Here is a 23,331-nt window from a genome sequence, read left to right as displayed (position 1 = left end):
AAGAACGGAAGCTGCCATCGTGACCGTCACCGGCCCCTCCGGGCTTTCCCTTCGTTGTGTCTCCGACTCTATCAGACGCTTTCCAGCGTCTGACCCCCAGTCAGCGGGGCTGTCTTTCCGGCCCTTCGGCCGTTCCGACGAGTGAGACTTTAGTGGAAGTCCTCCCGCCTGACCAAATCGGCCCGGCGATTCGAATGACCACCCGCATTCCGCAAAAACGCGCGACAACTCAACAAGGCGACGAGTCGCGCATCGAGTCGAAAGGTTCCTGCGGGATGGCTGTCCGGGGACCGACCGGGGTCGGCGCTCACGTCGGACAACCCGGAGAACATTACGCACCCGTTCATCGGGTGTCAACCCCAGGTGATCCCGGATGGCCCCCGCCGCCGGAGACGGTGTCAGTCGAGATCTTCCAGGCGGCCGCCGGCGTCGGGCTGGCTGGACTCCACCCGGCGGAGCAGCCGGGTGAGGATCTCGCCGAGCGCGGCGCATTCGACGGAAGTGAGGTCCTGGAGGAGCTTGTCCTCGAAGGCTGCGGCCATCCGCATGGTCTGGAGCCACTTCTCGCGACCTTCGTCGGTCAGCTCCACGATGACGCGTACCCGATTGGCCTCGTCGCGGTCCCGGGTGACCAGGCCCTCGGTGACCATGCGGTCGATCCGGTGGGTCATGGCGGCCGGGGTGAGGCCGAGGCGCTTGGCGAGGTCGCCGGGGCCCAGGCGGTAGGGCCGGCCCACGACGACGAGGGCCTTGAGAACTTCCCACTCGGAGTTGCTGATGCCGAGGTCGACGAGCTGGCGGCCGTAGGCGACGTTCATCCGGCGGTTGAGCCGGCCCAGGGCGGTGACCACCTTCTCGACCTGCGGATCGACCTCGGGGAATTCGCGCTGGTAGGCGGCGATCTGGGCGTCGAGATCCAGCTCGTGCGGTGCTCCGTCGGAGCCTGCGGCGGCGGTCATGTTCCGAGTATGACACGGCAGGCCTTTGCGCTAAAGCCCTTCGGTATGTACTCTTTAGCTTCGAACTCTAACTCTCTGAAGTCTTCTGCCTCGAAGTTCTGTACGGCCGAAGGCTTCCACGGACCAAGTGAGGTGACCGTGAGCACCGCGATGGGCGCAGCCCTGCGCCGGATCCAGCTCGGGAACGCGCTGAGCGCGTTCGGCAATGGCTTCACCGTGCCCTTCACGTTCATCTACGTGTCGCAGGTGCGGGGACTGGGCGCGGGCGCGGCCGGCGCGGTGCTGGCGACCTTCGCCGTAGCCGCGCTCTTCGTGCTGCCCTTCACCGGCCGGATCATCGACCGGCGGGGCCCGGTGCCGGTGGCCGTGCTGGGCACGGTGCTGGCGGCGTCGGGTTCGCTGGGGCTGGGGATGTCCGGCAGTGAGCCAGTGGTGATCGCCGCCGCCGGCGCGCTGGGGGCGGGCATGGCGGTGGTGCAGCCGGCGCTGGCCACGATGATCGTCTGGTGCTCGACCACGGCGACCCGGTCCCGTGCCTTCGCTACGCAGTTCTTTCTGAACAACCTGGGGCTGGGTGTCGGCGGCCTCATCGGCGGGCTGATCGTGGACACCGCGCACCCGGGGTCCTTTGTCCGGCTCTTCGCGATCGAGGCGTCGATGTTCCTGGTGCTGGGCGCGGTGATCTCCCGGGTGCGGCTGCCGCGTGCCCCCCGGATGGCGAAGGTGCCCCTGCGCTCGGAGGCCGGTGCGCCGGCGAGCGGCTGGCGCCCGCTGGTCGCGGACCGGGCGATGGTGCTGGTCTGCCTGCTCGGCTTTGTGATGTTCTTCGCCTGCTACGGGCAGTTCGAGTCGGGCCTGTCGGCGTTCGCGGTGCAGGTGACCCGGATCTCCCCGGCCACGCTGGGGATCGCGCTGGCGGCCAACACGGCGGTGATCGTGCTGGCGCAGTTCGTGGTGCTGCGGATGGTGGAGCGGCGGCGGCGCAGCCGGGTGATCGCCGCGGTCGGCGCGGTCTGGTCGGCGGCCTGGCTGGTGGCCGGGGTGTCCGGACTCGTGCACGGCCATCACGCGGCGGCGGTGGCGGCGATCATCTCGACCTACGCGCTGTTCGGACTGGGTGAGGCGATGCTGTCGCCGACGGTGTCCCCGCTGGTCGCCGATCTGGCTCCGGACCGGATGGTCGGGCAGTACAACTCGGCGTTCGCGCTGGTGAAGCAGCTGGCGCTGGCGCTCGGACCGGCGATCGGCGGTCTGATCGCCGGCGCGGGCGCGTACGGCCTCTACATCGTGATGCTGGTCGTTAGCTCCCTGGCCATCTCGGTCACCGCGCTGTTCCTCGGTCGCCGGCTCACCCCGGTGCAGGAGATCCCGTTGCGTCACTCCCGGGTGGTGGCCCAGTCCGTGCAGGGCGTCCCGGTCGGCGAGCGGATAACCGCCTGAGCCGCCCCGCGAGGCCGGGCACCGGCCCCGGCCGGACCGCCCGCGCTCCGCGAGCACGCATGCCCGGCCGCTATCCGGGCAGCGCGAACTCGCACCAGACGGCCTTGCCGCCGCCCGGAGTGCGGCGGGACCCCCAGGCGGAGGCGACGGTCGCGATGATCGAAATGCCGCGGCCCTCCTCGTCGGCGGGTTCGGCGCGGCGGCGGCGCGGCAGGTGGTCGTCGCCGTCGGTGACCTCGATGATCAGCCGGCGATCCGTGCGGCGCATCCGCAGCCACATCGGCGGGGTGCCGTGCTTGAGGGAGTTGGCGACGAGTTCGCTGGCGGCGAGGACGCCCAGGTCGATCAGTTCGACCGGGAAGCGCCAGGAGGCGAGCACCCCGCTGGCGAAGGCGCGGGCACGGGGCGCCGCCTCGACACCGCCGAGGAGTTCCAGGGAGGCGTTGCGGAAGAGTTCGGCGTCGGTGCCGGTGTGGTCCGGATACTGCAGGACCAGTACCGCCACGTCGTCGTCGTGCTCGGAGGTGACGCCGAGGGCGCGCATCAGGCGGTCGCAGATCACCTGGGGTGCGCCGGTGGCGCCGGCCAGGGCGCGGGTGAGGGCGGCCACGCCTTCGTCGATGTCCTCGTCACGGCGTTCGATGAGGCCGTCGGTGTAGAGGACCGCGGTGCAGCCCGGGCCGAGCGGGATGCTGCCGGAGCTGTGCACCCAGCCACCGGTGCCCAGCGGCGGGCCGGTGGGCTCGTCGGCGCGGCGGACCGTGCCGTCGGGGTCGCGGATCAGGATGGGGGGATGCCCGGCGCTGGCGTAGGACAGCCGGCCCTCGCTCGGGTCGTGGACGGCGTAGACGCATGTCGCGATCTGCGTGTCGTCGATCTCCGAGGCCAGCCCGTCGAGGAGCTGGATCACCTCGTGCGGGGGCAGGTCGAGGCGGGCGTAGGCGCGTACCGCGGTGCGCAGCTGTCCCATCACCGCGGCGGCGCGCACCCCGCGGCCCATCACGTCGCCGATGACCACGGCGGTGCGCCCGGCCCCGAGGGTGATGACGTCGTACCAGTCCCCGCCGACCGCCGCGTCGGTGCCGCCGGGCTGGTAGGTGGCCGCGACCCGCAGGTCGTCGGGCTGTTCGAGCCGCTGCGGCAGCAGGCTGCGCTGAAGGGTGACGGCTGTCTCGTGCAGCCGCCGTTCGCTCTCCCGCAGCCGTTCGGCGGACTGCACCTGGTCGGTGACGTCGGCGGCGAAGACCAGGACGCCGCGGCGTTCGGGGTCGGGGTCGTCGGCCTGGACAGGAGTGCAGGTGAAGGTGAAGTAGCCCTGCCGGGTGGGCGACGAGCCTTCGGACCAGGCGACCTTGCGGGCCTTGACGGTGCGCGGCTTTCCGCTGCGGTGGACCTGGTCCATCAGGGGGAGCAGGCCGAGTTCGTCGAGTTCGGGCAGGGCGTCACGGGCCGGGGAGCCGGTGTCGCGGGGTCCGAAGACGTCGGTGTAGGCGTCGTTGACGAAGCCGACACGGTGACCGGGTCCGTAGGTGACCGCGATCAGGGCGGGCAGCAGTCGCAGCACACCGCGGACCGAGGGCTCGCCGCCGGGTGTAACCGGGGTCTGGCCGCCCGCCGGGGCGGGCGGCCGGTCGGCGGCGGGAAGGTTTCCGGGGAGGGTTCCGGCGGCCGGGACCGTGGCGTCGCCTACTTTGCCGCGTGCCGCTGGCACGGCACCGCGTCGCTGCGTTCCGGGGAGCCGGGCGCTCCAGCGCGTAAGGTTCAAACGTCCGATTCCTCGTATCTTGCACTGTTCGCCAGTGCTGGTGCACGCGTGGTCACCTACCCAGTGTGGCCGACGGGCGCCCCCGGGGGGAATCTCGGCGACGTGGGGCGGGTCAGGGAGTGTCGGGTTTGCGGTCGGCTCCGGCGGCGAGTTCGAATTCGGCGCGCGGGTGTTCCAATGAGCCGAGCGAGACGATCTCCCGCTTGAAGAGCCCGGCGAGGACCCACTCGGCCAGCACTTTCGCCTTGCGGTTGAAGGTCGGCACCCGGCTGAGGTGGTAGGCGCGGTGCAGGAACCACGCCGGATAGCCCTTGAACTTGCGGCCGTAGAGGTAGGCGACGCCTTCGTGCAGTCCGAGGGAGGCGACCGAGCCGACGTACTTGTGCCGGTACTCCGTCGTCGGACGGCCGCGCAGTGTGGCGACCAGGTTGTCGGCGAGCACCTTGGCCTGGCGGACGGCGTGCTGGGCGTTGGGCGCGCACTCGGTGCCCGGCTGCTCGGCGGTGAGGTCGGGTACGGAGGCGGCGTCGCCCGCCGCCCATACGCCGTCGGCGTCGATGACCCGCAAGGTGGCGTCGGAGCGCAGCCGGCCGCGTTCGTTCAGCGGCAGTCCGGCCGCGGCCAGGATCGGCGCGGGTTTGACGCCGGCCGTCCACACCAGGGTCCTGGTGGGCAGCCGGTCGCCGTCGGAGAGTACGGCGACCCGCTGTTCGCAGGACTGGAGCCGGGTGTCGAGGCGGATGTCGATGTTGCGGCCGCGCAGTTCGCGCACCGCGTACTTGCCGAGTACGTCGCCGACCTCGGGCAGGATGCGGCCGGTGGCCTCGACCAGCACCCATTTCATGTCCTCGGGGCGGACGTTGTGGTAATAGCGCACCGCGAAGCGGGCCATGTTCTCCAGCTCGGCGAGCGCTTCGACTCCGGCGTAGCCGCCGCCGACGAAGACGAAGGTCAGCGCCGCCTCGCGGACGGCCGCGTCGCGGGTGGAGGAGGCGATGTCGAGCTGCTCCAGCACGTGGTTGCGCAACCCGATGGCCTCCTCGACGGTCTTGAAGCCGATGCCGTGTTCGGCCAGGCCGGGGATCGGCAGGGTGCGGGAGACGGAACCGGGAGCGAGGACCAGATGGTCGTAGGAGAGTTCGAGCGCCTCACCGCCCTCTTCGGGGGTGGCCGCGGTGACGACGGTGGCGATCCGCTTGACCGGGTCGATGCTCCGCGCCTCGCCGGGCACGATCCGGCACTTGTCGAGGACCCGGCGCAGCGGTACGACCACATGCCGGGGCGAGATCGAGCCGGCCGCGGCTTCCGGGAGGAAGGGCTGGTAGGTCATGTACGGCTGGGGCTCGACGACCACGATCTCGGCCTCGTCGCGCCGCAGCTTCCGTTGCAGTCGCAGCGCCGTGTACAGGCCGACATAGCCGCCGCCGACGACAAGAATGCGCGGTGTGCTCGTTGTGGCCAAAGCTGCCGACTCCGTCATTGCTCCATGAGGCAATGGACCTGAGCCGTTTGTCCACAGGCCGGACACGACGTTTCCGGGGAATCCCCTGCCGAGCGGTCCGCCGGGCGTCCCAACACCGGTCAAAGCGCGCACCGCGGGGCGTCCTCCGGCGGTCTCCCGGCCGCCCCTCGACCCTCCTGCGGCCCTCCCGGGGCCGTCCCGGGCCGGGCGCCGCCGGGCCCGTGCGCCCCACAGGCGCTGTCCTGCCCCGTTCGCCCCCTTCTTTCTTGACGCGCACTCAACTATGTTTGTATCTCGTAGTACTGCGCGGTATGCGCAGCAGCTTCGCTAAGGGTGGGGAGTCTCCGGGGGGAGACATGAGTTTTTCCGGGGGATACACAGATGCACATTCAGGACTCTCGGCGCATCACGGCAAACGGTTCCGGAGTACGGGGGGGTGCGAGCGGGTCGGCCCCGCTGCGCGTCGACGCCCAGCGCAACCTGGAGCACGTGCTGCGCGCCGCTCGTGAGGTGTTCGGCGAACTCGGCTACGGCGCGCCGATGGAGGATGTGGCCCGGCGCGCCCGGGTCGGCGTCGGCACCGTCTACCGCCGCTTTCCCAGCAAGGACGTACTGGTCCGGCGGATCGCGCAGGAGGAGACCGCACGGCTGACCGAGCAGGCGCGCACCGCGCTCGGCCAGGAGAACGAGGCGTGGTCCGCGCTCGCCCGCTTCCTCCGCACCTCGGCCGCCTCCGGCGCCGGCCGGCTGCTGCCGCCGCAGGTACTGCGGGTGGAAGGCCCGGCGACCGAGGCGTACGACGCGGGCGACGAGGGGGTCCGGGTGCCGCAGCAGCGCAGCCGGACCGTCCCGGCCGGGGCTGCGGCGCCTTCCGGCGCCGAACACACCGAGCCCACCGAGCACACGGCCGGCCGCGCGCCGGACGGGTTCGACACTGTGCCCGGCGATCGTCGAGGCCGTGGCCATGACCAAGGCCTGGATCACGGCCCGGACGGCGACGGGGACGGGGTGCGGACGCTGCTCGACGTCGTCGGCCAGCTCGTCGACCGGGCTAGGGAGGCGGGCGAGCTGCGCGGGGACGTGTCGGTCGCCGACGTACTGCTCGTCATCGCGACAGCGGCGCCGACCCTGCCGGACCCGGAGCAGCACGCTGCGGCGTCCTCCCGGCTCCTCGACATCCTCCTGGAGGGCCTGCGCTCCCGCCCCGGCGAGCGCGCGGCGTCCGCCAACGGCCCGCGATGAGGCCCGCCCCGCCCGGGAGCCGCTCCCGGGCGGGGCATCGCGACGGAAGACCCGATCGGGTGAAAGCGGCGGATTGCGTGCGCGGCGTGCCCACTGATGAGTGGTTCCTTCGGATGGTATGACGCACCACCCCGCTCCTGTGCCAGTCTTGCGGCGTGGACGAGGGAAACGGGGAATCCGGCGGAACGGGGCCGGGCGCCGAGGCGGGGGCCGCGACACCGCGGCAGCGGGTGCCCGGACAGCGGGATCCGGTCGCGCGGGGCGACGCCGTACGGGCCGAGTCGGCCCGCGCACATGTGCCGGCACAGGGCGGGGAGCCCCTGGTAACGGCTCCCGGGGATGACGATGTGTTCGCGGCCGGGCATCCGGCGCCGCGAGGTGATGGCCAGGCGGGTCTCTCCGACACCGAGTTGCTGGCTCAGGTGCGGGGCGGGCAGGACAGCGCGTACGAGGAGCTGTACCGGCGCCATGCCGAATCGGTTCGCCGCTATGCACGCACCTGCTGCCGCGACGCGCACACCGCGGAGGATCTGACCGGCGAGGTGTTCGCCCGGACGCTGCAGGCGATCCGCGGCGGCAGCGGGCCGGAGACATCGGTCCGCGCCTATCTGCTGACCACCGTGCGGCGGGTCGCGGCCACTTGGGGCAACACCGCCAAGCGCGAGCACCTCGTCGAGGACTTCGCCGTTTTCTCGGTCTCCGCGGCCGGTTCCAGTGCCACCGAGGAGATCTCCGACCTGGGCGCCGACGTGCGCGCGATGCACGAGGCCGAACGGTCGCTGGCCATCCGGGCGTTCCGCACCCTGCCCGAGCGCTGGCAGACCGTGCTGTGGCACACCGCGGTGGAGGACGAGTCGCCGAGCGACATCGCCCCGCTGCTCGGCCTGACCCCGAACGCGACGGCCGTACTTGCCCATCGGGCCCGGGAGGGCCTGCGGCAGGCCTATCTCCAGGCGCATGTCAGCTCGACGCTCACCGCCGAGGGCGCGTGCGCGCGCTACGCCGACCGGCTCGGCGCGCACGCCCGCGGCGCGCTGCGGAGCCGCGCGGACCGCGAGCTGAATCGTCACCTCAAGGAGTGCGCGCGCTGTTCGGCCGCTTCGCTGGAACTGGCCGATCTCAACTCCACGCTCAAGGGACTGCTGCCGGTCGCGTACATCGGCTGGTTCGCGGCGGTCGCGGCGGCCAAGACAGGAGTGGTGGTGGCCGGCGGGGCGGTTGCCGCCGGAGCCGCGGGAGGCGCCGCCGCGGCGGCTGCCGGAACGGGCGGCGCGGCGGGCACGACGGCGGGCACGACGGCGGGCGCGGCGGCTGCCGGGGCCGGGGCGGGAGCCGCCGGCTCGGGTTCAGGCGCGGGCGCGGGCGCGGCGGCCGAGGGGCTGGGTGCGCCGGTGAAAGTCGGTATCGCCGCGGGCGTAGTGGTCGCCGTCGCCTCGGCGGCGCTCGCCTTCGCCCTCACCGGCGGTCATGGCAAGCAGCCACCGGAGCCGGTCGCCGCCAAGCCCCCGGCCGCGGGGCCGGTCGCGTCGGCATCCGCACCCGTACCCCCCCTACCCCCCGCTCCCGTTCGACCGGGTTCACCGGCGTCGCAGCCGCCGCAGAATCCGCTGAATGTCGTACCGCCCGCCGCCACGGACCCGGCGGCGCCCGGCGTCACCCCGACGCCCACCACCCCTGCGCCGCTCCCCTCGGGCCCGACGCCCACGCCGAAGGCCCCGGTCCCCCCGGGGCCAGCGCCGAGCACCAGCCCGAGCCCCGCAGCGCCCGTGCCCCCGTCGCCGTCCGCCAGCGCGACCCCTACGCCCTCACCGACGCCGACCCAGGCGCCCCCGCCTCCTCCGCCGCCACCTCCCACAACTCCCCCGCCCACCACACCGCCGCCTCCCCCGCCCGCGCCGGTGGTCTACCAGGTCAACTCACTGCCGGTGGGTCACGGCGGGCGGACCGCAACCGGGCCCACCATCCGTGCGGGCGGCAGCAGTTGGTGGTGGGACCGCTGGGGCCTCCGGATCGACGGCACCCGTTACGCCCACGGCATCACCGTGCACGGCCGCTCGACGGTGATCATCGACCTCCACCGCGCCTGCGTGTCGTACGACGCCGACGCCGGAATGGACGACCTGAGCAGCCGGCTGGGCGGCTCCTTCCGCTTCTCGGTCTACGGAGACGGCAGCCGCCTGTGGTCCTCGGCGGCCCTGCGTCGCGGCGACCCGGCGGTCCCGGTCCATGTCGGTCTCAAGGGGGTCGGGACCGTCAAGCTCGTCGTCCAGCCGGATCGGGTCCTCGCACTGGGGACGCTCGCGGACTGGGCGGACGCCGAGATCACCTGCTCGTAGCGGGAGGTGGGCCGCCGGGTGCGGGTGGTGGGTGGGCCGACGCGCGGCCGGCCCACCGTCAGTGGCGGTGGGTGGCCGGGGCCTCGCAGACACCGTCCGCGCAGGCGTCGGCCGGATCCACCGCCAGGGCCGGGTCCTCCGACACGGCGGCCGTCTCCTTGGCTATCTGCTCCAGCACCTGGAGGAAGGTCGACGTCTCCTGGCCGCCCTGGACCGCCCACTGGCCCTCGAACACGAAGGTGGGGACGGCGGTGATGCCCAGGTGACGGGCCTCCTCGATGTCGGCGAGGGTCTCCTCGCGCAGCGCGTCACCGGCGAGGAAAGCGGTCACCGCGTCGCGGTCCAGGCCGACGGCGACCGCCGCGTCGGTGAGCTGGGCGGGATCGCCGATGTCCATGCCCTCGCCGAAGTGGGCGGTCATCAGCCGGCCCTTGAGGCCGGCCTGAGTCGCGGCACCGTACTCGTCGAGGGCGAAGCGGAGCAGTCGGTGGGCGAGCAGGGAGTTGTTCTCCAGCACCGTGTCGAAGTCGAAGGCGACGCCCTCTTTGGCACCCAGCTGGGCGAGGCGGTCGTCCATCGCCGTGGCCTGCGGGCCGAATTTGGCGGCCAGCACCTCGCGGTGGGGCCGCGGCCGGGGCGGCGCGGAGGGGTCGAGCTGGAAGGGCCGGTAGACCACCTCGACATCGGCGGCCTGCGGGAAGGCGGCCAGCGCGCGCTCGAAGCGGCTCTTGCCCAGATAGCACCAGGGGCAGGCGATGTCGGAGTAAATCTCGACCTTCACGGCTGACTCTCTTCCGGTTCGATTCCTCGCGCCGCGCCACGCGAACGGACGCCATCCGGGAAACCCGGCCGCCGACCGCCGCTATTCCCGGCCTGCGCGCGGCGCCCGCTCCCAACGCCGCCCGGGCGGGCCTCAGCGGGGGCGGCGCGGGCCGTCCGAGTCGTCGTCGTTGTGCGGGCCGAGGAGTTCGTCGGCGAGGGTGGGGAGGTCGTCCAGCGGCGTTTCCTCGGCCCAGTCGGGGCGGGGGCGGGTGCGCGGCTTGGGCTGGGGCTGGGGCTGGGGGAGCTCGCGGGTGCGTTCGACTTCGGCCGGCTCGGGACGGAAGATCCAGTCCGGTACGCGGTCGGTCGGGGAGCCGGTGTCGTGGACGGCCGGGAGCACGGCGGTGTCGTCCGCCTGGGTGCCGCGCGGCCTACCTGGCTGCTGGGGCTCCTGGGGCCGCCGCGGTGCCTGAGGCTTCAGCGGCTCCGACTCCTGCGGTACGACCGGCGGCAGCACCCTGGTCGTCTCGGACGAGTCGTGCGCGTCGCCGGAGTCGGGCTCCGGTTCGCGGCGCGGTTCGGCCCGCCGTTCGCGCTCGGGCGAGATCTGCGGCACGGGGGTCATGACGGTGGTGTTCTCGGACGCGGGCACCGCAGTCATGACCGTCGTGTTCTCATCGGACCCGGACCGGGACTCCGGACGTGATCCGGAATCGGTCACCGGCCCCGTCCCGGCGCCGGACACGGAATCCGCCCCGGTGTCCTCCTCGTCCGTGCCCGCCGCGGGAACGGCCCGCAGCACCGCCGTCGTCTCGGCGGACCCGGAGGCGTCGTCGGCCTCGGCCGGCACCTCGGGCGAGACGGCCGGCAGCACCGCCGTCTCCTCCCCCGATCCGGCGGGCCCGGAAGCAGCGGCAGCGGCCTCGGCGGCAGCAGCCTCGGCGGCAGCGGCAGCAGTCCGCGCCGCCTCCGCCCGGAGCAGCGCCTCTTCCGCCTTGCGCTGCTTCTCACGGCGCCGCTCGTCCGCCTCCGAACGCAGCCGCGCCTGCTCGTCCGCGAGGCGCCGCAGCCGTGCCTGCTCGGCGGCGCGGGCCGCCTCCTCCGCCTCGCGGCGGGCGGCCTCCTCGGCGGCGATCCTGGCCGCTTCCTCCTGGCGGAGCCGGGCGGCTTCCGCCTCCTGTGCGGCCTTGCGCTCGGCGACCTCGCGGCGGGCGGCCTCCTCGGCTTCGAGGCGGCGTTCCTCCTCCTCGCGGCGGAGCTTTTCCAGCTGGGCCTGGCGTTCGCGCGCGGCGCGCTCCTCGGCGGCCTTGCGGGCGGCCTCCTCGGCGGCGAGGCGGGCCGCTTCCGCGGCGGCCCTGCGCTCGGCCTCGGCCCGGGCCGCTATCTCCTGTTCGGACAGCGGGAGGAGCTGGTCGAGCCGGTGACGTACGACGGTGGTGACCACGTCGGGCGCCTGCCCGGCGTCCACCACCAGATAGCGCGCCGGGTCGGCCGCGGCCAGTGTCAGGAAGCCGGCCCGCACCCGCTGGTGGAACGCGGCCGGTTCGGATTCGAGCCGGTCGGGTGCCTCGGTGAAGCGCTCGCGGGCGGTCTCGGGGGCGACATCCAGCAGCACGGTCAGGTGCGGGATGAGGCCGTCGGTGGCCCAGCGGTTGATCCGGGCGATCTCGGTGGGGGCCAAGTCGCGGCCGGCGCCCTGATAGGCCACCGAGGAGTCGATGTAGCGGTCGGAGATGACGACCGCGCCCCGGGCCAGCGCGGGCCGGACCACGCTGTCGACGTGCTGCGCGCGGTCGGCCGCGTACAGCAGCGCTTCGGCCCGGTGGGAGATCCCGGTGGAGGAGACGTCGAGCAGGATGGAGCGCAGCCGCTTGCCGACTGCGGTGGCGCCCGGCTCCCGGGTGACGACGACCTCGTGGCCCTTGCTGCGGATCCAGTTGGCGAGCGCCTCGACCTGAGTGGACTTGCCGGCGCCGTCGCCGCCCTCGATCGCGATGAAGAATCCGGTGGCGGCCGGCGCGGCGGCCGGTTCCCCGCCGCGCAGCGCCTCGCGCAGGTCACGCCGCAGCGGTACGCCGCTGCGGTCGTCGGTCTTGCCGAGGACGAGTGCGGCGATCGGCAGCAGCAGCGCGCCGATCAGCATCAGGGTGTACTCGGCGCCGCCGTGGTCGAAGGTGAAATGCCCGTGGTGGATGCGGTGCGGGCCGATCGCGGCGGCCAGCAGCGGCGCGCAGATCGCGGCGACGGCGACCACCGCGCGGGCGACAGCCTGCAGATGGTCGGTGGTACGCGCCCGGCGGGGCTCCTCGGCCTCCTGCTCGATCAGCACGTGTCCGGTGTTGGCGGTGACGCCCGCGCTGACGCCGGAGAGCAGGGCGAGCAGCAGCACCGTCGTCTGGTCGGCGACGATGCCGGTCAGCAGCAGGCCGAGCCCGGTGACGCCGATCGCCAGCGACAGCAGCCGGCGCCGGGACAGGCCGGGCAGGACGCGCGGGGCGGTCCGGATGCCGATGACCGTGCCGGCGGTGAGGGCCAGCACCAGCAGCCCGAAGCCGACCGGGCCGAACCCGAGGTCGCGGGCCTGCAGGATCGAGACGCCGACGGCGGCGCCGATCGCGCCGGCCACCCCCGAGGTGGCCAGGACCAGCAGCGGCAGCGCGCCGCTCCTGCCGCGTTCGGCACCCGCCGGGCCCTTGGGCAGCCGCAGGCCGTCCAGCGGGGAGCGCGGGCTGGCGGCGGTCTCGGCGGGCAGTTCGAGCAGGAAGAGGACGGCGATCGAGGAGGAGAAGAGACCGGCCGCGACATAGGACGCCAGGGCGACCTGGTGCAGGTGGAACCAGTCGACGCCGACCGCGATCAGCGTGTTGACCAGGGTGATGACGACGAGCGCGACGGCGGCCAGCGGCAGCGCGACGAAGCTGGTGCGCAGCCAGAGCCGGTGCAGCGTGGCCAGGTGGTCGGGCGCGGGCCGTACCGAGGTGTCGCCGGGCGGCGGCAGCAGCGACGGCGCGGCGCCGTCCTTCGCCACGGCCCACAGCCGCTCGGCGAGGCCGGTGACGAAAGCGGAGGCGAGCAGCCAGAGGTGGGCGGAGCCCGGTACCCAGGTGATCCACAGCGGTGCGACGATGAAGACCGCGAGCCGTACGCCGTCGGCGCCGATCATCGTCCAGCGCCGGTCGAGCGGTCCGCCGGCGTCGGTCAGCGCGGACAACGGGGCCAGGAGTACCGCGCCGAACAGCAGGGTGGCGATCAGCCGTGCGGCGAACACGGCGGCGGTCGCCAGGGCGATGCCCCGGTAGCCTCCGCCGAAGGACCCCGAGGAGGCGACCGCCTGCACGGTGAGCACCAGCAGCGCCAGCAGCCCGAGCCGGTCGGCCACCGCACCGGTCAGCTGCGCGCTCCACAGTCTGCGCAGCGCCGGAATCTTCAGCAGCGCGCCGACGGCCCGCTCACGGGAGTCCGCCGCGAGATCCTCGGCGAACGCGTCAGTGACGTCCGCGGGCTGGTTCGGCTGCTCGGAAGGCGTCATCCCGACAGCCTATCGGCCACGTACGACACGTCCGGCGCGGGTTCCGCGAATCTCCCCCACCCGAGCGGGTGCCTCCCGCCCGGCCCCGCCCCGGCGGGGCGTTTCCCGCCGTATCCGGACCTCCCGCCCCGGTGGCCGGTCGCCCGCGCAGTTCCCCGCGCCCCTTCGGGGCTGGGTCGACTTGCCGGGTGGAGGACCTGGCCCCGTTAGGGGCGCGAGGAACTGCGCGACCAGCCAGCAACCCGCCCGCAGACCGCCATCACCCCAAGGCGCACCCCCGTAACGCCCCGGCCCCCCAAAAGCACCCAGCCCAAAGGGGCGCGAGGAACTGCGCCACGAGCCACCAACCGCCCCGCGGATCGCCACCGGCCCAGCGAGGCCGCCCGGGTCGCAGCCGGGCCGCCGGCCCGGTGGCCAGCTATTCCGCCGAGCTGGACTGCTTCTTCGTGGGCGCTTTCTTCGCCGCCGTCTTCTTCGCCGGCGCCTTCTTCGCGGCGGCGGCCGAAGCCGCCGTCTTCTTGGCCGGGGCCTTCTTCGTGGGAGTCTTCTTCGCCGGGGCCTTCGCCCGCTTCTCCGCGAGGAGTTCGTAACCGCGTTCCGGCGTGATGCTCTCGACCTCGTCGTCGCGGCGCAGCGTCGCGTTGGTCTCGCCGTCGGTGACGTAGGGACCGAAGCGGCCGTCCTTGACGACGACGGGGCGTTCGCTGACCGGGTCGGTGCCCAGTTCCTTCAGCGGCGGCTTGGCGGCGGCCCGGCCGCGGGCCTTGGGCTGGGCGTAGATGGCCAGCGCCTCGTCGAGCGTGATGTTGAAGAGCTGGTCCTCGGTCTCCAGGGAGCGCGAGTCGGTGCCCTTCTTCAGATAGGGGCCGTAGCGGCCGTTCTGCGCGGTGATCTCGACACCCTCGGCGTCGGTGCCGACCACCCGGGGCAGCGACATCAGCTTGAGCGCGTCCGCCAGGGTGACGGTGTCGAGGGCCATCGACTTGAAGAGGGAGGCGGTTCGCGGCTTGACCGCGTTCCGGCCGGTCTTCGGGGTGTCCTCGGGCAGCACTTCGGTGACGTAGGGCCCGTAGCGGCCGTCCTTGGCGATGATCGGCCGCCCGGTCTCCGGGTCGTTGCCGAGCTCGAAGTCGCCGCTGGGTCGGGCGAAGAGCTCCTCGGCGAATTCGACCGTCATCTCGTCCGGCGGGAACTCGTCCGGGACGTCGGAGCGCCGGTGGTCCTCCTCGCCGCGCTCGCCCTTCTCGACGTAGGCGCCGTAGCGGCCGACGCGCAGCATGATCCCCTCGCCGACCGGGAAGGACGAGATCTCCCGGGCGTCGATGGCGCCGAGGTCCTCGACCAGCTCCTTGAGACCGCCGAGGTGGTCCCCGTCGCCGTTGCCGGTCACCGCGACGGGCGGGCCGCCGTCGGGCTCGGCGCCGAAGTAGAAGCGGCGCAGCCACGGCACGGACTGTGCCTCGCCGCGGGCGATCCGGTCGAGGTCGTCCTCCATCGAGGCGGTGAAGTCGTAGTCGACCAGCCAGCCGAAGTGCTTCTCCAGCAGATTGACGACAGCGAAGGACAGGAACGTCGGGACGAGCGCGGTGCCCTTCTTGAAGACGTAGCCGCGCTCCAGGATCGTGCCGAGGATGGTGGCGTAGGTGGAGGGGCGGCCGATCTCCCGCTCCTCCAGCTCCTTGACCAGCGAGGCCTCGGTGTAGCGGGCCGGCGGCTTGGTCGCGTGGCCGTCCGCGGTGATCTCCTCGACGGTCAGCGGGTCGCCCTCGGTGACCTGCGGCAGCCGGCGCTCGCGGTCGTCCAGCTCCGCGTTGGGGTCGTCGGCGCCTTCCACGTACGCCTTGAGGAAGCCGTGGAAGGTGATGATCTTGCCGGACGCGGAGAACTCGGTGTCCCGGCCGTCGGCGGCGGACCCGCCGACCCTGACGGTGACGGACTGGCCGACCGCGTCCTTCATCTGGGAGGCGACGGTCCGCATCCAGATCAGTTCGTAGAGCCGGAACTGATCGCCGGTCAGACCCGTCTCGGCGGGCGTGCGGAAGCGGTCGCCGGAGGGGCGGATCGCCTCGTGCGCCTCCTGCGCGTTCTTCACCTTGCCGGTGTAGACCCGCGGCTTGTCCGGCAGGTAGTCGGCGCCGTAGAGCTGGGTGACCTGGGCGCGGGCGGCGCGGATCGCGGTCTCCGACAGCGTGGTGGAGTCGGTACGCATATAGGTGATGAAGCCGTTCTCGTACAGCTTCTGGGCCACCTGCATCGTGGACTTCGCGCCGAAGCCCAGCTTGCGCGAGGCCTCCTGCTGAAGGGTGGTGGTGCGGAACGGGGCGTACGGCGAGCGGCGGTACGGCTTCGACTCGACGCTGCGGACCGAGAACCGGGTCTCGGCGAGCGCGGCGGCCAGCGCCCGGGCGTTCGGCTCGTCCAGGTGCAGGACGTTCGCGGTGTCCTTCAGAGCCCCGGTCGAGGCGTCGAAGTCGCGGCCCTGGGCGACCCGGCGGCCGTCCACCGCGATGAGGCGGGCGACGAGCGTCGACGGGTCGGAGGCGTCGCCGGTCCGGCCGGTGTCGAAAGTGCCGGTCAGGTCCCAGTACGAGGCGGAACGGAAGGCGATCCGCTCGCGCTCGCGCTCCACGACCAGGCGGGTGGCCACCGACTGCACGCGGCCGGCCGACAGCCGCGGCATGACCTTCTTCCACAGCACGGGGGAGACCTCGTAGCCGTAGAGGCGGTCGAGGATACGGCGGGTCTCCTGGGCGTCCACCAGCCGCTGGTTCAGCTCGCGCGGATTGCGGACGGCTTCCTGGATCGCGTCCTTGGTGATCTCGTGGAAGACCATCCGGTGCACCGGGACCTTGGGCTTGAGGATTTCCTGCAAATGCCAGGCGATGGCCTCGCCCTCGCGGTCCTCGTCAGTGGCGAGAAAGAGCTCGTCGGAGTCCTTGAGGAGATCCTTGAGCTTCTTGACCTGAGCCTTCTTGTCTGCGTTGACGACGTAGATCGGCTCGAAATCGCTGTCCACATTGACGCCCAGCCGTGCCCAGGGCTGGCCTTTGTACTCGGCCGGCACTTCGGCGGCCCCGTTGGGGAGGTCGCGGATGTGCCCGACGCTGGCCTCGACGACGTATCCAGGGCCGAGATAGCCCTTGATCGTCTTCGCCTTGGCAGGCGACTCGACGATGACGAGTCGCTGGCCGCTGTGTGCGGACTCGCGGGTCGGGGACAACTTCGCTCTTCTCTCCGGGTCGAAGGGGTGTCGCTGCGGAGTGTGACCGTACCTCCTGGGCCCGTGTCAAACGGGAAAAGTCCGCAACGCCACTCGAACGGTAACCCGATGTACGTTCTATCCACAGTGTCGGGGTCCTCCAGCAGGCTACGTCCCCGGGCTTGATCCCGCCCGAAAATGCCGCTCCTCCGGCCGTGCCAGCGGCCCCGCCGCCGCCCGTCGCGGGCCCGCGGCGGGCCCCGGAGCAGTACGGGAATCAGGCCCGGGCTCTTGTCGGCCCCTCGCGGGGACCGGGCGGAGAAACGGCACGGACCGGCCGGGGGACATCGCCGGAATACGGTCCGGATACGACCGAATCCGGTGCCGTCCGATCGTCGATCCGACCGAAACGGGACGCCCCCGGCGCACCGGGATCCCCCGGATCAGACCGTGATCACACTCCGATCGCGCCGCGGAGTCACCGGTTCCGGTGGAGGTCCCCACCGCGGGTGACCGCCTTGCCCCACGACCTGACGCCCAACCGGGACGGACCGGCATATCGACTGCAAGGATGTTCCTAAGAGCATCGCATCATCAGGGGGGAACGGCCTTGTCCGACCAGAATCCGTACGGGGACAGCCCATACGGGGAGAACCCGTACGAGAAGAATCCGCACGAAGAGACACCGCGCGAAGGCACACCGCCGCCGCCCGGCTACGGGTACCCGCCGCCCGCTGCCCCGGGTTACGGCTACCCGGCGGGCGACAGCGGCCCTGTCCCGCCGCCGCCCGGTTACGGCTATCCGCACGGCGCCGGACCCGTCCCGCCGCCGCCGCCGCCGGGCTACGGCTACCCGCCGCCGCCCGCCGGGTACGCGCCGCCGCCCGGCACCTTCACCGGCGACCCGAACGCGCCGTACGGCTACGACCCTTACGGGCGACCGTACTCGGACAAGTCGAAGATCACCGCGGGAGTGCTCCAACTGCTCCTCGGCGGCTTCGGCGTGGGCCGGTTCTACACCGGGCACACCGGTATGGCGCTCGGCCAGCTCTTCACCTGCGGTGGCTGCGGGATCTGGGCGCTGATCGACGGCATCATCCTGCTGGCCGGCAAGGACCAGACCGACGCGCAAGGGCGTGTCCTGCGTGGCTGACCACACCCGGCGGGCCGGCGCACCCTCCGCGGTGCGCCGGCCCGCCGGACCCGCACGGCACCCGGCTGTCGTACCGCTGGCGACGCTGGCGGCCGGGATCGCGGCGTCCGCCTACCTCTACGGCACCGACCCGCACCAGAGCGGGCACTGGCTGCCGCGCTGCCCTTTCAACTGGCTGACCGGGCTGCTCTGCCCGGCCTGCGGGGGCACCCGGCTCGCGTACGACCTGCTGCACGGCGAGCCCGCGCGGGCGTTCCACGAGAACGCGCTGATGCTGCTGCTGCTGCCGTTCGCCGCCTTTTTCGGCGGTCGGTGGTTCGTCGAGGGGCTGCGCGGACGCCGCCGGCCGCTGGTGCTGAAAGCGCGGACGCAGTACGCGCTGCTGGCCGTCACAGTGGTGTGGACGGTCGTCCGCAACGTGTACTGAGAGGCCCATGCGCCGGTCCTGTCGAGGCCGCTCATCGCACCGGCGCGAGGAACCCCTGCTCGACCAGCAGCCGGATCGACTCGGGTGTGCGGTCCCGCAGTATCACCGGGTCCTCCCGCAGCAGTTGCGCGATCGCGTCCACGATCCGGCCGGCCGGCAGTGTGCCGTCGCAGACGCCGGCGAACCCCGCGCCGACCGTGTCCACCTTGGTGGCCCGCCGCATGCCGCGGGCCGAGCGCAGCACCACGTGTTCCGGGTCCTCCGCCCCCGGCAGTCCCACCTGCTCCTGGAGGACATCGGGCGCGAGGACGAAGCGGGCCTCCATCAGGGCCGCGTCGTCGTGGGCGCGCAGGAAGTCCTGCCGGGCGAACCAGTCCGCGATGTGCGGCCCGAGCGGCTGCTCCACGGGGTGCGGCCACTCCTCCACGGTGACCGCGGGCTGCTCGGCGCCCGACTTGCGCAGCGTGATCCAGCCGAAGCCGACGCCGTTCACCTTGCCCTGCTCGAACTCCGCCAGCCACGCGTCGTACCGGGCGGCGTACTCGGCCGGGTCCCCCCGGTGGTCGCCGGCGTCCCGCAGCCAGAGCTCGGCGTACTGCGCCACGTCCTGCACCTCACGCTGCACGACCCAGGCGTCGCAGCCGGGCGGCAGCCAGGAGGCCACGCGCTCCCGCCAGTCCTGGCCCTCGACGTGCTGCCAGTTGGCGAGCAGCTGGCACCAGCCGCCGTCGTTGAGATGCTCGGCGGACTGGCCGACCAGGGTGCGGCACAGATCGTCCCCGGCCATGCCGCCATCGCGGTAGGTGAGCCTGCCGGGGCCGGAGCCCGGCCGGGGGCCGGAGCCGTCGCCATCGCCATCGCCGGAGTTCGGGCCGCCGGGTGAGATCACGAAGGGCGGGTTGGAGACGATCAGGTCGTACCGCTCCCCGCCCACCGGTTCGAAGAGGCCGCCCAGCCGCAGGTCCGCCTCCCGGACGCCGGACAGGGCGAGGGTGAGCCGGGCGAAGTGGAGCGCGCGCGGGTTGACGTCGGTGGCGGTGACCCGGCTGACGTGCCGGGAGGCGTGCAGCGCCTGGATGCCGGAGCCGGTGCCGAGGTCCAGGGCACTGTCATAGGGCTGTCGTACGGTGATCCCGGCCAGCGTGCTGGACGCCCCGCCCACGCCCAGGACGAGATCGGCCCGCTCGACACCGGGCGCGGCGCCGATACCCGCAGCCCCGCCGACCGCGCAGCCGAGGTCGGAGACGATCCACCAGTCCTCGCCGCCGTCCCCCGCGTAGGGCCGTACGTCCACGGTGGCGCGTAGGGCGCCCGCTCCGTCGGCGCGCAGCCAGCCGTCGGCCTCGTAGCGGGCCAGCCCCTTCAGCGCGGCGCGGGCCCGCTCCCGTGGGACGGACCGCTGGAGCAGGAACAGCCGGACCAGCGTCTCCAGCGGGCTGCCGCCCCGGGTGGCGCGCAGCGCCGGGACGGTCTCGGCCCGGGACAGGGCCGCGTAGGCGACCGCACCGAGCAGTTCGAGGCAGCCGTCCGCGGTGAAGGCCGCGGCGAGCAGTTCGTCGCGCAGCGGGTCGGCGGCGCCGGGGGCGGGGAGGAGGGGCGTACTCACAGGGCCATTGTCGCGGACGGGTTTGCGCCCGGCGCCCCGAGTGGGATGCCGGGCACCGCGCGCGGTCGCTAGGAGGCGGAGGGGGAGGGCGTACTGGAGACGCGCTGGCAGCCCGGCTGCCTGGCCAGCGCCTTTCCGGTGTCGCCCTGGTCCAGCGTGCCGAGCGAGGTCTTGGCGTTGGTGGTGGTCCGGTTGAGCGAGTCGGAAACGCCCTTGAGACCGTCGGCGAACTTGGACTGGTTGGCCGTGTCGAGCCCGTCGACCTGCTTCTTCAGGCCGGCGTACTGCGTCGACAGGCTGGTGAAGACAGACACGCCGTTCTGCTGGAACTCCTGGCCCTCGGTGCCGCCGGGCGCCGGCCCCGCCGTGCTGAAGATCCCGGCCAGTGACTTGTACGCGGTGGAGATCGTCTGGAAGACGTCGGAGTCGGCCTTCTGCACGTCCCGCGGGCTGCCGGCGCTGTTCACCTTGCTGATCGCGATGTTGGCGTCGTCGATCTTCTGGAACTGGCTCGCGGCCTGATCGCAGACGCCCTTCGCCCAGGCGTCGCGCTTCTTGCCGGTGTCGTCGCTGCTGCAGCCCGACACCGCCAGGAGCACGGCCGACGCAGCGCAGAGCGCGGTCATGAGCTTGGTGTTCACCTTCACCGGATGGTTCCCTTCCGTGGCCCTACCGCGGCCTTACCGCCCCGGAACTTACACGGATGAGGGGTACCCTCCGCCAATTACTGACCTGATCCGATCGGATTCGTCCGATATTGAAGCCATTCGTAGCAGCTGTGTTGTCAGGTGTGTTGGCGTGTGTGGCCGGTCGGTGATCACAACTGACAGGGTGGCGGCGGGCGACCGGCCTCGACCGGTCGCCCGCCGCCACCGTGATGGTGCGTCAGGTCGCTGTAGGCCTGAGTGAGTGTGTGACCGTCATACCGCCGGGGAGCCGGACGGGTAGGCACCCACCGGGGAGCCGTCAGCGCCTTCGCCGTCGGCGCCCGCGTCCATCGCGATGCCGCGGCGCTTGGAGACGTACACCGCCACGACGATGATCAGCGCGGCCACCACCGCCACCGGTATCCGCACCGCGAGATCGGCGTCGACGCCGTAGCTGAACTTCACCACGGCCGGGGCGATCAGCAGCGCCACCAGGTTCATCACCTTCAGCAGCGGGTTGATGGCCGGGCCCGCGGTGTCCTTGAACGGGTCGCCCACCGTGTCGCCGATGACGGTCGCGGCGTGGGCCTCGCTTCCCTTGCCGCCGTAGTGGCCGTCCTCCACCAGCTTCTTGGCGTTGTCCCAGGCGCCGCCGGAGTTGGCCAGGAACACCGCCATGAGGGTGCCGGCGCCGATCGCTCCGGCCAGATACGACGCCAGCGAGCCGACGCCGAGTGAGAAGCCGACCGCGACGGGCGCCAGGACGGCGAGCAGACCCGGGGTGGCCAGCTCGCGCAGCGCGTCCTTGGTGCAGATGTCCACCACTCGGCCGTATTCCGGCAGCTCGGTGCCGTCCATGATCCCGGGATGTTCGCGGAACTGCCGCCGCACCTCGTAGACCACCGCGCCCGCCGAGCGCGAGACGGCGCTGATGGCCAGCCCGGAGAAGAGGAAGACCACGGCCGCACCGAACAGCAGCCCGACCAGGTTGCTGGGCTGCGAGATGTCCAGCGAGAGCCAGCGCGCGTCGGAGGTGGACGGGTGCGCCTTGGTCACCGCGGTGTCGACCGCCTCCTTGAAGGAGCCGAACAGGGCGGTGGCGGCCAGCACGGCGGTGGCGATGGCGATGCCCTTGGTGATGGCCTTGGTGGTGTTGCCGACCGCGTCCAGGTCGGTGAGCACCTGGGCGCCCTCGCCGTGCACATCGCCGGACATCTCGGCGATGCCCTGCGCGTTGTCGGAGACCGGGCCGAAGGTGTCCATGGCGACGATGACGCCGACCGTGGTGAGCAGCCCGGTGCCCGCCAGCGCCACCGCGAACAGCGCCAGCCAGACGGAGGTGCCGCCGAGCAGGAAGGCCCCGTAGACGGACAGGCCGATCAGCACCGCCGAATACACCGCGGACTCCAGGCCGAGCGAGATGCCGGAGAGCACCACGGTGGCCGGTCCGGTCAGCGAGGACTTGCCGATGTCGCGCACCGGACGCCGGCTGGTCTCGGTGAAGTAGCCGGTGAGCTGCTGGATCACCGCGGCCAGCACGATGCCGATGGCCACCGCGACCAGGGCCAGCACCCGCGGGTCGCCGTGGTGGGTGGAGATGTCGGCGCCGACGCCCTTGAGGTCGGCGTAGGACGACGGCAGGTAGGCGTAGACGGCGACGGCCACGCCCACCAGGGAGATCACCGCGGATATGAAGAAGCCGCGGTTGATGGCCGTCATGCCGCTGCGGTCGGAACGGCGCGGGGACACCGCGAAGACGCCGACCATGGCGGTGATCACCCCGATCGCCGGGATCAGCAGCGGGAACGCCAGCCCGGAGTCACCGAAGGTGACCTTGCCGAGGATGAGTGCGGCCACCAGGGTGACGGCGTAGGACTCGAACAGGTCGGCGGCCATGCCGGCGCAGTCGCCGACGTTGTCGCCCACGTTGTCCGCGATGGTCGCGGCGTTGCGCGGGTCGTCCTCCGGGATGCCCTTTTCCACCTTGCCGACCAGGTCGGCGCCCACATCGGCCGCTTTGGTGAAGATGCCGCCGCCGACCCGCATGAACATGGCGAGCAGCGCCGCCCCGAAACCGAATCCCTCCAGCACCTTCGGCGCGTCCGCCCGGTAGATCAGGACGACGGCGGAGGCGCCCAGCAGTCCGAGCCCGACGGTGAACATACCGACCACGCCACCGGTCCTGAACGCGATCCTCATCGCCCGGTGCGAAACGGTGGTCAGGTCGGCGGCGGGTTCACCGGGCGCCGGTGTCGCCGCCCTGGCCGCGGCGGCCACCCGCACATTGCTGCGGACGGCGAGCCACATTCCGATATAGCCGGTGACCGCGGAGAAGATCGCGCCCACCAGAAAGAAGATCGACCGGCCGATTCGCTGCGACAAACTGTCGGCCGGCAGCAGCATGAGCAGGAAGAATGCCGCGACCGCGAAGATCCCCAGGGTACGGAACTGCCGTGCGAGGTAGGCATTCGCGCCTTCCTGCACGGCAGCGGCGATCTTCTTCATGCTGTCGGTGCCTTCGTCCGCCGCGAGTACTTGGCGTACCAGCACCGCGGCGAGCCCCAGAGCGGCCAGGGCGACGGCCGCGATGATCCATACGAGCACCTGATTACCGCTGGTCAATACCGGCTCGGCGGCAAGCGTTCGGTGCGTGAGTGGCCCCGCCATACGTCCTCCTTGACGTTTGGCGCATGGGCGTGCGGCTCCTACGGCTCACAAGCCGCCACGCTCAGGCGAGCTGAGCAAGATGGACGGGATTGTAGGGAGGAGCCAAAGATCAGAAAAGGGGCCGGTAAAGAATTCCC

Annotated in this window: 14 protein-coding genes; 5 read left to right on the top strand and 9 right to left on the bottom strand. The window is 72.2% G+C overall.

The window, feature by feature from the left end; translation table 11 throughout:
* Positions 1-398 precede the first annotated feature (398 nt).
* Positions 399-959 carry a MarR family winged helix-turn-helix transcriptional regulator gene (locus ACFO3J_RS24445; RefSeq protein WP_386432988.1) on the bottom strand — a complete coding sequence of 187 codons (561 nt, stop codon included), beginning with the start codon at positions 957-959 and terminating at the stop codon, positions 399-401.
* A gap of 150 nt (positions 960-1,109) precedes the next feature.
* Between ACFO3J_RS24445 and ACFO3J_RS24440 the strand changes: the two genes are divergently transcribed.
* Positions 1,110-2,399, top strand: coding sequence for an MFS transporter (locus tag ACFO3J_RS24440; protein ID WP_449343651.1), 1,290 nt, complete (start codon positions 1,110-1,112; stop codon positions 2,397-2,399).
* A 70-nt stretch (positions 2,400-2,469) separates the two neighbouring features.
* On the opposite strand, the gene ACFO3J_RS24435 is transcribed toward ACFO3J_RS24440, so the two are convergent.
* Both ACFO3J_RS24435 and ACFO3J_RS24430 read right to left on the bottom strand, forming a co-directional pair.
* On the bottom strand, positions 2,470-4,164 hold the full coding sequence (locus tag ACFO3J_RS24435; protein ID WP_386432982.1) for an ATP-binding SpoIIE family protein phosphatase: 1,695 nt from the start codon (positions 4,162-4,164) through the stop codon (positions 2,470-2,472).
* 112 nt (positions 4,165-4,276) lie between these two features.
* Entirely contained in the window at positions 4,277-5,626 is a 1,350-nt protein-coding gene (locus ACFO3J_RS24430) for an NAD(P)/FAD-dependent oxidoreductase (RefSeq protein ID WP_386432979.1), read from the bottom strand.
* Between the two features lie 381 nt (positions 5,627-6,007).
* Between ACFO3J_RS24430 and ACFO3J_RS24425 the strand changes: the two genes are divergently transcribed.
* Positions 6,008-6,868, top strand: coding sequence for a TetR/AcrR family transcriptional regulator (locus tag ACFO3J_RS24425; RefSeq protein WP_386432977.1), 861 nt, complete (start codon positions 6,008-6,010; stop codon positions 6,866-6,868).
* A gap of 155 nt (positions 6,869-7,023) precedes the next feature.
* Positions 7,024-9,204, top strand: coding sequence for a sigma-70 family RNA polymerase sigma factor (locus ACFO3J_RS24420; RefSeq protein WP_386432974.1), 2,181 nt, complete (start codon positions 7,024-7,026; stop codon positions 9,202-9,204).
* Positions 9,205-9,262: 58 nt separating this feature from the next.
* On the opposite strand, the gene ACFO3J_RS24415 is transcribed toward ACFO3J_RS24420, so the two are convergent.
* From ACFO3J_RS24415 to topA, 3 genes are all read right to left on the bottom strand, one after another.
* A complete protein-coding gene (locus ACFO3J_RS24415; RefSeq protein ID WP_386432971.1) occupies positions 9,263-9,985 on the bottom strand; it encodes a DsbA family oxidoreductase in 723 nt (240 codons plus the stop codon).
* 132 nt (positions 9,986-10,117) lie between these two features.
* On the bottom strand, positions 10,118-13,495 hold the full coding sequence (tmk, locus tag ACFO3J_RS24410; RefSeq protein WP_386432968.1) for a dTMP kinase: 3,378 nt from the start codon (positions 13,493-13,495) through the stop codon (positions 10,118-10,120).
* 418 nt (positions 13,496-13,913) lie between these two features.
* Positions 13,914-16,715, bottom strand: coding sequence for a type I DNA topoisomerase (gene topA / locus ACFO3J_RS24405; protein WP_386432966.1), 2,802 nt, complete (start codon positions 16,713-16,715; stop codon positions 13,914-13,916).
* 589 nt (positions 16,716-17,304) lie between these two features.
* Between topA and ACFO3J_RS24400 the strand changes: the two genes are divergently transcribed.
* Positions 17,305-17,847 (top strand): TM2 domain-containing protein, encoded by a 543-nt coding sequence (locus tag ACFO3J_RS24400; protein WP_386432963.1) that lies wholly within the window; start codon positions 17,305-17,307, stop codon positions 17,845-17,847.
* On the top strand, positions 17,840-18,274 hold the full coding sequence (locus ACFO3J_RS24395) for a DUF2752 domain-containing protein (protein ID WP_386432961.1): 435 nt from the start codon (positions 17,840-17,842) through the stop codon (positions 18,272-18,274). Before ACFO3J_RS24400 ends, ACFO3J_RS24395 begins: the two co-directional genes overlap by 8 nt.
* 31 nt (positions 18,275-18,305) lie before the next feature.
* On the opposite strand, the gene ACFO3J_RS24390 is transcribed toward ACFO3J_RS24395, so the two are convergent.
* From ACFO3J_RS24390 to ACFO3J_RS24380, 3 genes are all read right to left on the bottom strand, one after another.
* A complete protein-coding gene (locus ACFO3J_RS24390; RefSeq protein ID WP_386432958.1) occupies positions 18,306-19,880 on the bottom strand; it encodes a DUF7059 domain-containing protein in 1,575 nt (524 codons plus the stop codon).
* Between the two features lie 68 nt (positions 19,881-19,948).
* Positions 19,949-20,527, bottom strand: coding sequence for a small secreted protein (locus ACFO3J_RS24385; protein ID WP_386432955.1), 579 nt, complete (start codon positions 20,525-20,527; stop codon positions 19,949-19,951).
* 273 nt (positions 20,528-20,800) lie between these two features.
* Positions 20,801-23,194: a sodium-translocating pyrophosphatase gene (locus tag ACFO3J_RS24380; protein ID WP_386432952.1), complete on the bottom strand. Its 2,394-nt coding sequence runs from the start codon at positions 23,192-23,194 to the stop codon at positions 20,801-20,803.
* Positions 23,195-23,331: the final 137 nt, after the last annotated feature.

Origin of the sequence: Streptomyces polygonati (genome assembly GCF_042650325.1) — a bacterium.
GTDB classification, from domain to species: Bacteria; Actinomycetota; Actinomycetes; order Streptomycetales; family Streptomycetaceae; genus Actinacidiphila; species Actinacidiphila polygonati.
Note: the sequence above shows the minus strand (reverse complement) of the source record. Positions and strands in the feature narration are given on the sequence as shown.